Here is a 13,209-nt window from a genome sequence, read left to right on the forward strand (position 1 = left end):
CCTGTTAACGCGGCATTCAGGGACAATATGGTTTGATAGATGGTTCCATGCCATTGTATGAATTCACAATATCAGGAATTAATCCTGTCTCTTTCGGGGAAGAAGATTGATTGAGCCGAAACAATATGGCCAACAGGCCCTTCAGGAATACCTGATGCTTGACTATGTCCAGCGCCTGGAAACCCGTAAATTCGGGCACCGCGCTGTTCATATTCATTTGTCACGGCTTAAACCCTTCCACCGGCGAGACTATCATATTCGCGTCGCGACCAATACTTTCGAAAGCTATGTGAAGCTTTATGTCGGCCGCATTTTCGTTCTAAGCAACAACGACCTTCTTTTCATCTGGAAAGACAAATCAATTGCCGATGTCGAACCGGCTGTTGATACGCTGCGCTATCTTTTCCGCGATGATCCGCTATCCCAGGACGAAAGCGAAGAAACCGGCTTTTGCACGTGGTACAACCTGAACACGGAATTTCAGGAATTCCTGCTTCTGTGCCAGCACCTGGATGAACGCGCCAAAAAGCTGCAGCAAAGCAACAACCTGCGTCCGGTGCAAAAACCGATTGATGCACTAAGCCCGATCAATGCGGAAAATCTGGCACAGCTTGAAGACACCATTCATTCCGCCGATCTTTCCGAACATATCCGTCAGCAACCGGTTTGCGTCTTTGCCCGTGCCGGATCGAAGGAACTGCATCCGGTTTTCGACGAGTTTTTTGTCTCGATTGCCGATCTTCGCAACGCGATAATGCCCAATATCGACCTCGCGTCAAATCGCTGGCTGTTCCAGCACATGACCGAAGTGCTTGATAAACGCATGCTGAATTATCTTTGCAAGCGGACATTCAAGACCCATGCAAGCTCGTTCTCGATCAACCTTAATCTCGAAACGCTCACATCCAGGGATTTTGAACGCTTCGACGAAGTTGTTCGTAAAAAATGGCCGGGCAATGTGATCATCGAGCTCAATCAGGTCGATCTGTTCTCGAACCTTGAGACCTATCTGCGGCTGCGTGACGAGTTTCATGAACGCGGCTATCGCGTTTTGATCGACAACCTGACTGTCGAAGCCCTGTCATTCGTGGATCGCAAAAGCCTCAAGGCCGATTTCATCAAGGTCGCCTGGCGCGAGGAAATGACTGACAACGTCATTCGCAAGAAATATTCCGAAATGGATAACCTTGTAAAAGACTCTGGCCGCGAACGTGTGATCCTGTGTCGTTGCGATAGCCCGACCGCCATCAAATTCGGCCAATCGCTGGGGATTACCCTGTTTCAGGGCCGCTATATCGATAACATGATCGCCCGCCAGCGCCGGGCCAAACGCGCGGCCGCCGCCCAGAAACGCTAATCCCGCCTGATCCTGACAATTCCTGTCACTTGACCGCTTTGTCCCGCGTTTCTCCTCTTGGCAGATCAGGAACAAAAGCGGTACAAATATGCATGATCTATGCACTTTGTCCCGATTGCCATCACAAATGGCGCTTCCATGCAGACCGACCGCTTGCCAAAAGCGGCGAAGGGGCCTACGTGCCCTGCCCGGTCTGTGCTGGAAAACGCGGGATTGCGCATGCAGAGTTGCCCGATCTTCTGATCGGCCATCTCGATTGTGATGCCTTTTATGCCTCCATCGAAAAGCGCGACCGACCGGAACTAATTGATCAGCCCGTCATCATTGGCGGCGGACATCGCGGGGTTGTTTCAACCTGCTGCTATGTAGCGCGCAAATTCGGCGTGCGATCCGCGATGCCTGCCTTCAAGGCACGGGAATTGTGCCCGGATGGCGTTTTCCTGAAACCCGACATGGCGAAATATCAGCGCGAGGGATACCGGGTGCGTGACATGATGCGCGCCATAACCCCGGACATTGAACCGCTTTCGATCGACGAGGCGTTTCTTGACCTGACCAACGCGCAGGAAACGCATGGCAAAACAGCCGCCGAATGCCTAATCGAACTTCAGGCGCAAATCCGGCGCGAGGTCGGCATAACGGTTTCCATCGGGCTTTCCTATAACAAGTTTCTGGCCAAGATCGCATCCGACCTCAATAAACCGTTCGGTTTTTCAATGATCGGCGCCACAGAAGCCCTATCGTTCCTTGCCGATAAACCGGTACGCATGATGTGGGGCGTTGGACCGGCGATGGAGCGCAAGCTGCGCGACGATGGCATCACCACCATCGGACAAATGCAGGAACTTGATATACATGCCTTGCAGGGCCGTTACGGCAGCATTGGTAAACGGTTCTTCCATTTTTCGCGCGGACAGGACAATCGCCGGGTCGAACAAAGCAGCGAACGTAAAAGCCTATCATCGGAAACCACGTTTAACGAGGACATTTCCGACCTTGATGAACTGGTGGATATCGCCAAGCGCCTGACGGCGCGTGTTGCCAGTGACCTTGCACGCAAGGAAATCGCAGGCCATACCGTTGTCCTGAAACTGAAATCAGCCGATTTCAAAACCCGCACCCGCAACATGCGCCTGACCTACCCGACATTGCGCGAGGATATGATCCTTGAAACCGCCCTGACACTTTTGAAAAAGGAAGTGGATGGAACGCGTTATCGCCTGCTGGGTGTCGGCGTTGCCGATCTTTTCCCGGCCGATACAGCCGACCCTGCCGATCTGTTTGGTGAAGCCGAAGAAACAGCTCCCGTTGAATTGATTGAGGATAACGGTGAAAGCACCCTGCCCCCGGCCCGTCTGATCCCGCAAATCCCGCGCCCGACGGCAGAACAATTGCGCGAAAGCCTGACGCGGCGATATCGCCAGCACAAGAAAACATCGCGCCAACACCGGTTTGGGTTCTAACCCTACGCGTGGTCGGGCAGCCAAAACAAAAAATTCCCGTCACAAACCGAACGAGCATTACAAGCCGAATAATTATCTTTGGAAGAAGATGGCGTCCCCTAGGGGATTCGAACCCCTGTTGCCGCCGTGAAAGGGCAGTGTCCTAGGCCTCTAGACGAAGGGGACGCAAATCGCGCTGCGATCTTATGTATGGTCTGCTTTGGTGGCGTCCCCTAGGGGATTCGAACCCCTGTTGCCGCCGTGAAAGGGCAGTGTCCTAGGCCTCTAGACGAAGGGGACGCAAATCGCGCTGCGATCTTATGTATGGTCTGCTTTGGTGGCGTCCCCTAGGGGATTCGAACCCCTGTTGCCGCCGTGAAAGGGCAGTGTCCTAGGCCTCTAGACGAAGGGGACACAGTCACCAAAATGCAGTCCGTGTTAACGAGTGGCGTCCCCTAGGGGATTCGAACCCCTGTTGCCGCCGTGAAAGGGCAGTGTCCTAGGCCTCTAGACGAAGGGGACGCAGCGCGTTAACGAGGCCGGTTTTTAGCGATTGGGTCGGGTAAGGTCAAGCGCGTTTTTCGCCGCTGTGACGTTTTTTTTAATCCCCCACCTTAAATAGGGCGATAACACGCCAAAAGCCGGGAAATCCAAGCATCCTGTTTAACCGCAAGGAACATAGCCCGATCCTTCAATATCAATGTTCAACATATATGCCAACGCATACCCGCAACGGCAACCATAACGGCATCTGCCACAAAACCGTTTGAAATCAATTCGCCCGCTTGCGCGTTCCCATCCAGAAGGCAGCCCCGGCAATCGCAAGGCAGACACCAAGGAAGGCAAACATCACGCGATAGCCTTCCGTTGCGCCTGGTTCAAACCGGCCAATGATCACACCTGCAATCCCCTGAAGGACAAACAGCCCGCCAAAGGTCGCCAGATTAACCGTGGTCAGGGCACGGCCAATCAGATGTTCGGGCACGGCCGCGCGCGATGCGGCATAGTTCAGCGTTGCACAGCTCCCCAGAAGCCCGTGCGCGACCATCAGGACCGCCGCCAGCCAAAGGGCCGTCGTCCCCAGCAGGGCCTGCAACAGGCACAGCACAGCCGCAATCAGAACGGCAAAGACGATCAGCGGATGAGCAGCCCCGCCCATCAGACGCGAAAGCTGCCCATAGGCGGGTGGCCCGATGATCATGCCAATTGTCATCACCAGAAGGACATTGCCGACATCTACCACCCCAAGATGGAAAACATCATGCAGATATGGCCCGCCCCAAAGCCCGCGTACCGTCAGGATCGCCGGATAGCTGAAGAAGGCGACACCAACCAGAAACCAGACCTGCCGGTTCTTCCAGACAGAAACCATGCCGCGCAAGGCCTCGGTCACGGTTTCGCCCTTGCGGGAATGGAAGCTGTGGTTTGGCGGGGCATCGCGCACCATGGTGAAGGTCAGGACGACTGAAAGTGCGCTGAGCACCGCAAGACCATAATAAACCTCGCGCCAGCCGCGAAGCTCGATCAGGGCGGCCAATGGCGTTGCCGATGCCAGAACGCCCAGCAAACTGAACGCCACAATCAGGCCAGAGGTCGCGGCAAACTTTTCCGGCGCCACCCAACGCGATGCCAGCACAAGTGCCGCCATAAAGGCCGCTGAACAGCCAAGACCAATCACCGCCTGCCCGATCATCAACCCGGCCACACTATGCGCATTGGCAAAAATCAGCACACCGGCAACGGTGATGATCATCATCACCCCATTGGTCAAACGCGGACCGTACCGGTCCAGCATCACACCGACCGGAATTTGCATCAGGGCAAAGGCAAAATGGAAGCTGCCAGATATCAGCCCAAGTTCCTCGGGCGAGGTTGAAATTTCGATCCGAAGCGATTCCGCCAGCAATGCCTGCGCGGAACGGAAAAACTGGCTAAGCGAAAAAGCAAGTACCACAGGTGCCAGGATCCATAAAAAGGTTCCAAGCCCATACGACGCCTGCTTTGGTGTTTTTGTATGATCATTCATGATGCCAAATGGCATAATCCGATCACAAGATACCCGCAAGCCCCCGCACGATATATCCGGGTGTATTGCCGTGATACGTTTCGTAAAATGGGCGCAGAGGGGTTCAGTTCAACTTCTGTCGCGATCAACGTGTCATAAGGTTGATATCGCCATCCGAAAGCACTTCGGCCTCTTCGCTGGGGATTATCACGCCATATTTCCGGCCAATCTCGGCAAACGTGCCGTCACCTCGCAATTCATCAAGCACCCTTTGCCACGGCGCAACAACGAAATCAGGCGTTTGCGGCGAGAATGCCAGATAAAGCTCGTAAGTTCCCAAGCCGATAACCGGCTCGATTTCCGAAGGATCAATTTCGAATTTGCGGCGCTGGTGTTCCATCACCAGATCGGAAGCTTCCCAAAGGTCGATACGGTCACTTGCCAGAAGCTGCAACGCGTTTCCTGGCGTATAAAGGGATGCTAGGTTTTTGAAACCCTTTTCATGCAATATCCGTTCGGCGGCACCGCCCGCCTGCACACCGATGGCGGCAACTTTGCGGGCATCTTCCAGCCCCCGGATATCAAGATCGCTGTCGGTCATTTTATAAAGCCAGCCCCGGGTAACGATAATCGGCCCGACCCATTTATATTCCGGCTCGCGTTCCGCGGTTCGCACCATGGAAAAGACGGCCGTACCGGGCGTGTCATCCACAATTTGCAGGGCCCGCTTCCATGGCAGGATTTCAAATTTTCCGTCATGCCCCAGACGCCGGGCCATCTCCCTGACCACATCAGCCCCAGCACCGGTCAAACCGGTATCGGTGATGTAATTAAAGGGGGCAAAATCTTCGGTATATATTCTGACGGACCGCGCAGCTTCCATCGCCGCCTCGGCCTGAGGGGCAGCAAACATTCCCCGCGACCAGAGCGCAACAATAACAAAAACAACGATCACGACGACACGCCGCAAGATCGTGATGCTCCGCCGTTCCTTTGGTTGAAAGAATATACCTGCCCGTCGCATGTGTTTCCCTGTCAGCCATCAAATGCAAAAAAGCCGCAAAGAAGAAACTTGCAAGACCGAAAGAATACGTCGTCACATAACCTGTTTATTCAACATGATAGTCCGACATGTTGATTGCCAGTGACGTCGTACATATCTAGACTCGGAGGGAACCATCCATTTGGATATGAACATCCTTTCGCGTGACGCCATTCACATCACGCGCGAGCACGATTACGCCCCAAAATGGTAACAGTCTAAATTTAGAACATGTTGATGTAGTATGCTGTCATCGATTCTTTCGGCGCCCACTCTTCGCCGATCCCCAAGTCCGAACAACAAAACCGAGCCACTTGGTTAAAAAAGCCAGTTAAAGTTGAACATGAGCAAGATTTATAACGAAAAAATTCGATATTCAACTAAAAAATTTCGACAATCCGGTTTTTCGCGGAAAACGGGTAGCGACACTTTACAACCTGCAACATCCAGCGTGCAGCATGGATAGGCGGAATACCCAAGGTCCCCTGCCCGTACTTGATAGCGCGCTGGGGGATCGCATTCGCCAGGTCGTTGAACTGTTTGATCGAAAAAAGGATGCTGCCCGGATCGCGGGCATCATCCCCGAACAGTTAAACAGATGGTGCCAGGCACAATCCGAACCCCGTTTTGTCGGGATTGCACGCCTTGCCATTTCCAAAGGCATTCGCATGGAATGGATTGCAACAGGCGAAGGTCAAAGCACAGCCGGGGCGGAATTGCCTCCTGACGAGCTTGAAACAGCATCATCGCCAAGCTGTGCCGATCCGGTCGAACGCGAAGTACTTATGGCCATTATCAGCGGATTTCTGGCTGCCGAAGGCATCTCGAACAGTCCGCAAATCGCCCATGACATCATCACGGCCTATGACCAGATTGTCGGCGACCTCGAAAATAATCGAGATAACAGCAAAATGGCGACCGTCCTGTCTCAGGCTATCTCCATCATTCTTGGACGGCAGCAGCAACGTCTTGCAGGCGACACCAAGAATTGATTGGCGCGATGACCGGTTTAAGTGACCGTTTTAATCGGGCCTTTCATTGTCCCGGTGCAAGGCTTCCGGAAAAAGGTGTGGTCTGATCTGAGACCGCACCATATTGCGCCATGATTCTGGCAAACTGGCCATTCGCGACGACAGCATCCAGTGCAGATTGCCAGATTGTAACCACTCTTTGATCGGTATCACGGGAAAATGCCAGATAGAGGCCGCTTGAACCGAACGAATAAACCCGATGGATCAGACTGGGAGCGATACCGGTATCGGCAAGCTGGCGGTGCAATTCAATATCCGATGAAACCAGCAGATCAATTCGCCCCGCGGCAAGCATCTGTAACCCGACTTCCGGATTGTGCAACGGTTCCAGATTGACCATGCCATACTGACGAAGGGCGATTTCGTCTGCCCCTCCGGCTTGCACACCAATCGCCGGCACATTGCGGATATCGTTAAGCGATCTCACCGGGTCGGGATGATCGGCAAATTCATAAATACCCGCCTCGATTTCGACAATCGGGCCGACCCATTGGTAAAGGTCTTCGCGCTGCGATGTCCGGGTCATGGAAAAGGCCGCAACATCCGGGTCAGATTCAAGACGCAGTATTACCCGTTTCCAAGGCATTGACTGGATCGGCTTGTGATAACCAAGGTGGGCTGCCATCGCACGGACAACCTCACCGCCAGCTCCCAGAATTTGGCCGTTTTCAGTATAATTGAAAGGTGGATACTCTTCGGTCAGAAGAGTAATGGAAAGTGCGTCGGCTATTGCACCGGGGGCCTTTAAATCATCTTGATCGGCACGCGCTGTTTCCGGCAATACAGCCCAAAAAGGCACCAATATCAAAGCAGCCAGCCGCAGCTTTCCAAACACCAATCCGTAGAATGAAACACGGTGCAAAATTTCGCCGCCCTATCGCATCAAACCTATACCTTCGAACATATAATCATGCCAACGGATAATACAATGCGACGAAGATCATCAGGTAGCAGGCCTACTCCAAAACGGGCAATGCAACATCATCGATCATAAGCTGCACACCTTCGCGCCCCTGCCAGCTATCGCGCCGCAAATGCCCAAGGATATGCAGGGGACGCCCACCGTGCTTCAGAAGGGTCTGGCCCATATCATTATCAAGGCAACGGAATGCGATGGCCTTGAGCCGCCCCTTGCCGTTGCTTCCCGATAAAATGCAGCGCACGTGATCAGCGCCCACCACGTCGGCCTTGACCACCCGGCATTCCGGGAAAACAAAGCGCGGCTCGGCATTGCCAGCTCCAAACGGACCAAGTTTTTCAAGGGCCTCGATCAGATCAACAGTTGCCCCCATCGCATGCAGGCCACCATCAACCGTCATGGTCGGGCGAATATCATTTTCAGCGATGATTTTGGCAAACCGGGTTTCAAGAAATTCTTCGAATGCCGGGCGTTTTTCCGGATCAAGGGTGAAACCTGCTGCCATACCATGCCCGCCACCATTGATCAGAAGACCCGCCTGACGTGCGGCAATGATCGCGGCCCCAAGGTCAATCCCGCGTACCGAACGCGCCGATCCCTTGAACACGCCATCAACCATGCCCATCACAAGGGCGGGCACATGGTAACGATCCTTCAAACGGCTGGCGACGATGCCGATCACTCCGGGGTGCCAGTCCTCCCCACCGACCAGAACCATCGCACCGACCTTTGACTGGCTTTCGACCGCGCTGATCGCCTGATCAAGCACGATATCCTCGATCGCCTTGCGTTCACGATTATATTCGTCAAGCTTGCGCGCGATATCAAGCGCCTGCGCGGGATCATCACCCGAAAGCAATGTGGTCCCCAGGAAAGATTCCCCGACACGCCCACCAGCATTCACCCGCGGCCCCAGCATGAAGCCAAGATGATAGGCACTGGGAGTTTCATTGACCCCGGCAATATCGGCCAATGCAGCCATACCGATATTGTGGCGATGGCGCATGATTTTGATGCCCTGTGTCACGAAAGCACGGTTGAGTCCGCGCAACGGCACCACATCACAGACAGTGCCAAGTGCCACAAGATCAAGCCAGTTGCGCAAATCTGGCGGGCGGATGCCCGACTGTTCCAGCCAGCCGCGCAACCGCAATTCGCGCAGGATCGCAACGGATAGCAAAAAGGCAACACCGGCAGCACACAAATGCCCAAGGCCGCTTTCATCATCGAGGCGGTTCGGGTTCACGACAGCAACGGCAGGTGGTAATTCCGGCTCCGCAGCATGATGATCGACAACGATTATTTCGATCCCGGCTTCCTTGGCGTCGGTCAGTGGCGCATAGGCTGTTACCCCGCAATCGACCGTCAGGATCAGATTGGCACCGCGACGCTGCAAATCCAGCAAAGCCGGACTGTTGGGGCCATACCCTTCCTTTTGGCGGTCCGGGATATGAACCACCACATCGCGCCCAAGGGCCGCGAAAAGGCGTTTTAACAACGCGGTGCTGGTCGCACCATCAACGTCGTAATCACCAAAAACAGCAATATTTTCGCCCTTGATGACCGCGTCAGCAATTCGCGCAGCGGCTTTGTCCATATCCTTTAAGGTCGATGGATCGGGCATCAGATCGCGCAGGGTCGGGTTCAGGAAACTTTCGGCATCATCGAGCCCGATATCGCGGGCCGCCATCACCCGCCCGACAACTTCGGGAACGCCAAAACGCTGGGCAATGGTGATTGCCAGCCTGTCGTCCAGATTGCGTTCACGCCACCATTTACCGGTAACGGATCGCTCTATCCCCAAAAATGTCTTTTCTTGCGCATGATCTGTCATGCCCAATGAAATAGCGTAATCCGGGGCGCGCTTAAACCGGATATTTTGCTTTGATGCAAAGCAAATCGAATTCCCCTTCCACGTCAGCCCCGCGGATTATCCCGGCACCAACGCAAAACATTTTCGGCATCCTCGGCCGGGGCATCAACCGGATAGAAAACTTTGCTGATACGTCCGTCATCAATGATCATGGTCAGGCGTTTAAACAAACGCATATCATCAGCAACGAAATCCGGCATCGCCATCGATTCCTTGAACCGGTGATCGGCATCGGACAAAAGCGCAAATGGCAGATGAAGCCTTTCTGCCGCTTCCTTTTGATAGTCCGTGGTCTGGCTGGAAAGCCCGAAAAGATGATCCACCCCGACAGCCGACAGTTCCTTGGCATGGTCACGGAACGAACAGGATTGCGGCGTACATCCTTTGGCACCGGGGATTTCATCCCAACCCGCTGGGGATGGTTTGTCAGGTTCGGCCGTGCGGGGATACGCATAAACTACCGTGCGCCCGCTCAGGGTCGCAAGATCAACCGGCTGATCATTGGTTGCCACCAACGCAAAAGAAGGCAGGATTTGCCCCGTCAGCCGTTCAACAATATGCGCATCACTTTCCGAACTCATTGATCATCCCCCTGAAACAGGTCGCCGGACTTTATAGGTCGGACAATATCCAACCCTTCATCTTCTGAAGATAGGCATGATCAATCCGCGACAAAAGAAGCGACGATTTCGCATTGTGAAAAACATGCGCCTGCCCGCAATCTCTTGCATACACGCCAAAGCTGTGCAGACTGCCGGGATAAACAAAAAACGGGTACGCGCAATGAATCATAGAAAAGGATTGCGGATCGGACTGACCGTCCTTTCCATTCTGGGTGCACTGATGGCAGCCCCGCTTGTCATGTTTTCGCCGATGATATTCGATGCACCGGGATCGGACGAAAATAACCTGACCTGGTTTCTGTTTTTTGCCGTTCTTGCATTTCCGGTACTGTGCCTGATGGGCGGCATCCTGCCATGGATTTTAAAAAATCACCCGAAATCGCTTTGGCTTTACGGGCTTGGCGTGATCGGGTTTGTCCTGATCACGGTCGCCGTCATCCTGCTTGAAACCCAATGCCAGGGCAGTTTCAGTTGCTAGAACGCAAGACTGATCAAACAATGCCCTCATCGGCTGCAATCAATGCCAGACCGTGCGCAACCGACAGGAACGGCTGGCCGATTTCGACCCGTTCCTTGCCAAAACCCTCTTCAAACAGGCGACGCACGGCCGGGACATAAGAAGTACCGCCGGTCATGAAAACGCGCGAAACCTCGTGTGGCTGAATGCCTGCCTGCTCAAGGCAAAGCTTTGCAGCCTTTTCAATATCGGCAATATCGGGCGCAATCGCGGCTTCAAAATCGGCACGTGTCAGACGTTCCTCGATCTCGACCCCGGCATGGTTGAATTGCAGGATCGTGCTTTCCGCACTTGAAAGTTCCGCCTTGGCTTTTGACACCGCCTGATACAGATGGAAGCCGAGTTCTTCTTCGATGATCGTTACCAGATCTTCGATATCGTCGGGCTGTTCGGCGGTCCGGATCAGGCTTCTGATTTCGTTGATCACCTTGGGCTGGCGCATCATCGAAAGATAATGCCAGCGCGAAAACGCGGTGTAATACTGGCGTGGCACCGGAAGCGCGGCCCCCATCGTACGATATTCGCTGCCAAAGCCAAGACGCGGCCAGATGGCTTTCTGGATGATGCGGTAATCAAAACTGTCGCCCGCAATGCCAAGACCGGTATGCGAAAGCGCCTTGACCCCGCGAATACCCATGCCCGGTGTAAAGCGGATAACCGAAAAGTCACTGGTACCACCGCCAAAGTCGGCGACCAGAACGGTTTCGGGCTTATCAAGCTGCCGACCGTAATAATAGCTCGCCGCCAAGGGTTCGAACACCATTGCCTCGACCTCGAACCCGGCCTGCTCATAGGCCGCACGTAGTCGCATTTCGGCATAATCGTTATCGGGATTTGTTCCGGCAAACGCAACCGGACGCCCGGAAATCACCCGATATCCAAGGCCCCCAAGGCTGTATTGCGCGTGATGATGTATCTGGGTCAGGAACGTCGCGATCAGGTCTTCGATCGTATAGACATTGCCGAAAATTTCGGTGCCTTCGAAATCCTTGGATGCCAGATAGGATTTGATCGACTGGATCAGTCGGCAATCCTGACTTTCCTTCAGATATTCGGCCATGGCAAACGGCCCGGAACAGCTTTGCAGACTGATCGGCGCACCCGGTGCGGTCAGTTTCTGTTCTTCCCAGAAATATAGGATGGTTCGATAGGTATCAAAACTGTTCTGACCAACCTCGAACGTTGCCGATTGCACATTGCCGTTGCTATCGGCAACGGCCAGTACCGAGTTGGTCGTACCAAAATCAAGGGCGATAATCTCGGACATTTGTCGGCTCCGGCAAAGGCATTTCATTTTCAAGGGGGCGGAGGATGTAACCCGGACAGCCCCAGCCCGCAAGCAATAAACGAAAAAAGGGAGCGCAAAGGCACTCCCCCGTTTTCGCAATCCGCCAAAGCGGATTATTTGTACCAGATTTTCCGGCTGAAATCGTGAACCGCACGGACATAGCGCACCGTACCCGACTGCGAACGCATCACGATGCTTTCGGTTTCCGCACCATTGGCGAAACGACGGACACCGCGAAGCATCGCCCCATCGGTTACACCGGTTGCGGCAAACATCACATTGCCCTTGGCAAGTTCAGTCAGCTTGTATTTGCGGGTCAGATCTTCGATGCCCCATTTCTTGGCGCGCGCGATTTCGTCATCGTTACGGAAAACAAGACGCCCCTGGAACTGGCCACCAATGCACCGAAGGGCAGCAGCCGCAAGAACGCCTTCGGGCGCGCCACCGGTCCCCATGTAAAGATCGATACCCGACGTTTTCTGCGAGGTCGCGATAACACCGGCAACGTCACCATCACCGATCAGCATGATACGCGCACCGGCTTCGCGGGTTTTCGCAATGATTTCCTGATGGCGGGGACGATCAAGGATGCAGACCACCAGATCAGAAACATCGCAGCCCTTTGCCGAGGCAAGGCTTTTCAGGTTTTCGGCCGGGCTGGCATCAAGGTCGACAACATCGTCGGGCAGACCACCGCCAACGGCAATTTTATCCATGTAGGTGTCCGGTGCGTTCAGGAACCCACCCTTTTCAGCCATGGCAACAACGGCCAACGAGTTCGGACCACCGGTCGCACAAATGGTTGTGCCTTCAAGCGGATCAAGCGCGATGTCGATTTCCGGGCCTTCGCCCGAACCGACTTCTTCGCCAATGAACAACATCGGTGCTTCGTCGCGTTCGCCTTCGCCGATCACGACGGTACCACGAATGTCCATGCTGTTCAGTGCATTGCGCATTGCGTCCACGGCGGCCTGATCGGCGGCCTTTTCATCACCGCGCCCCATAAGCCCGGAGCAGGCAAGTGCCGCGGCCTCGGTAACACGAACGGTTTCAAGCGCGAGATTTCGATCCATAACTTCATCCTCGTCGTTAACGCGGGGTCTGGGGGCCCC

General features: G+C 54.3%; 11 protein-coding genes and 4 tRNA genes. 4 read left to right on the plus strand and 11 right to left on the minus strand.

What is annotated here, in order from left to right; translation table 11 throughout:
* Positions 1–106 precede the first annotated feature (106 nt).
* Positions 107–1,357, plus strand: a complete 1,251-nt coding sequence (locus tag TH5_RS12605; RefSeq protein WP_114122168.1) for an EAL domain-containing protein — start codon at positions 107–109, stop codon at positions 1,355–1,357.
* 92 nt (positions 1,358–1,449) lie between these two features.
* Positions 1,450–2,820, plus strand: coding sequence for a DNA polymerase IV (locus tag TH5_RS12610; RefSeq protein ID WP_114122169.1), 1,371 nt, complete (start codon positions 1,450–1,452; stop codon positions 2,818–2,820).
* Between the two features lie 89 nt (positions 2,821–2,909).
* Here the strand turns inward: TH5_RS12610 and TH5_RS12615 are convergent.
* From TH5_RS12615 to TH5_RS12640, 6 genes are all read right to left on the minus strand, one after another.
* Positions 2,910–2,985: transfer RNA gene (locus tag TH5_RS12615), tRNA-Glu, on the minus strand.
* A 38-nt stretch (positions 2,986–3,023) separates the two neighbouring features.
* Positions 3,024–3,099 (minus strand) — tRNA-Glu (locus TH5_RS12620).
* 38 nt (positions 3,100–3,137) lie between these two features.
* A tRNA-Glu gene (locus tag TH5_RS12625) sits at positions 3,138–3,213 on the minus strand.
* A gap of 32 nt (positions 3,214–3,245) precedes the next feature.
* Positions 3,246–3,321: transfer RNA gene (locus TH5_RS12630), tRNA-Glu, on the minus strand.
* A 250-nt stretch (positions 3,322–3,571) separates the two neighbouring features.
* A complete protein-coding gene (locus TH5_RS12635) occupies positions 3,572–4,753 on the minus strand; it encodes an MFS transporter (RefSeq protein WP_244204906.1) in 1,182 nt (393 codons plus the stop codon).
* A gap of 196 nt (positions 4,754–4,949) precedes the next feature.
* Positions 4,950–5,774, minus strand: a complete 825-nt coding sequence (locus TH5_RS12640) for a substrate-binding periplasmic protein (protein WP_167443540.1) — start codon at positions 5,772–5,774, stop codon at positions 4,950–4,952.
* A gap of 530 nt (positions 5,775–6,304) precedes the next feature.
* Here TH5_RS12640 and TH5_RS12645 point away from each other — a divergent pair.
* On the plus strand, positions 6,305–6,838 hold the full coding sequence (locus TH5_RS12645) for a hypothetical protein (protein ID WP_062951822.1): 534 nt from the start codon (positions 6,305–6,307) through the stop codon (positions 6,836–6,838).
* Positions 6,839–6,881: 43 nt separating this feature from the next.
* Here TH5_RS12645 and TH5_RS12650 read toward each other — a convergent pair whose 3' ends face one another.
* The 3 genes from TH5_RS12650 to TH5_RS12660 all read right to left on the minus strand — a co-directional run bounded on the left by TH5_RS12650 (position 6,882) and on the right by TH5_RS12660 (position 10,250).
* A complete protein-coding gene (locus TH5_RS12650; protein WP_167443541.1) occupies positions 6,882–7,658 on the minus strand; it encodes a substrate-binding periplasmic protein in 777 nt (258 codons plus the stop codon).
* A gap of 175 nt (positions 7,659–7,833) precedes the next feature.
* Entirely contained in the window at positions 7,834–9,630 is a 1,797-nt protein-coding gene (gene recJ, locus TH5_RS12655) for a single-stranded-DNA-specific exonuclease RecJ (RefSeq protein WP_167443542.1), read from the minus strand.
* Between the two features lie 83 nt (positions 9,631–9,713).
* Entirely contained in the window at positions 9,714–10,250 is a 537-nt protein-coding gene (locus tag TH5_RS12660; RefSeq protein WP_114122174.1) for a peroxiredoxin, read from the minus strand.
* 202 nt (positions 10,251–10,452) lie between these two features.
* On the opposite strand from TH5_RS12660, the gene TH5_RS12665 reads away from it, so the two are divergent.
* Complete coding sequence (locus TH5_RS12665) at positions 10,453–10,770, plus strand: hypothetical protein (RefSeq protein ID WP_007091614.1); 318 nt, start codon at positions 10,453–10,455, stop codon at positions 10,768–10,770.
* 13 nt (positions 10,771–10,783) lie between these two features.
* On the opposite strand, the gene TH5_RS12670 is transcribed toward TH5_RS12665, so the two are convergent.
* Positions 10,784–12,076, minus strand: coding sequence for an Hsp70 family protein (locus TH5_RS12670; protein WP_097050485.1), 1,293 nt, complete (start codon positions 12,074–12,076; stop codon positions 10,784–10,786).
* A 134-nt stretch (positions 12,077–12,210) separates the two neighbouring features.
* Positions 12,211–13,170: a class II fructose-bisphosphatase gene (gene glpX / locus TH5_RS12675; protein ID WP_007091616.1), complete on the minus strand. Its 960-nt coding sequence runs from the start codon at positions 13,168–13,170 to the stop codon at positions 12,211–12,213.
* Positions 13,171–13,209 lie beyond the last annotated feature (39 nt).

Origin of the sequence: Thalassospira xianhensis MCCC 1A02616, assembly GCF_003326475.1 — a bacterium.
Taxonomy (GTDB): Bacteria; Pseudomonadota; Alphaproteobacteria; order Rhodospirillales; family Thalassospiraceae; genus Thalassospira; species Thalassospira xianhensis.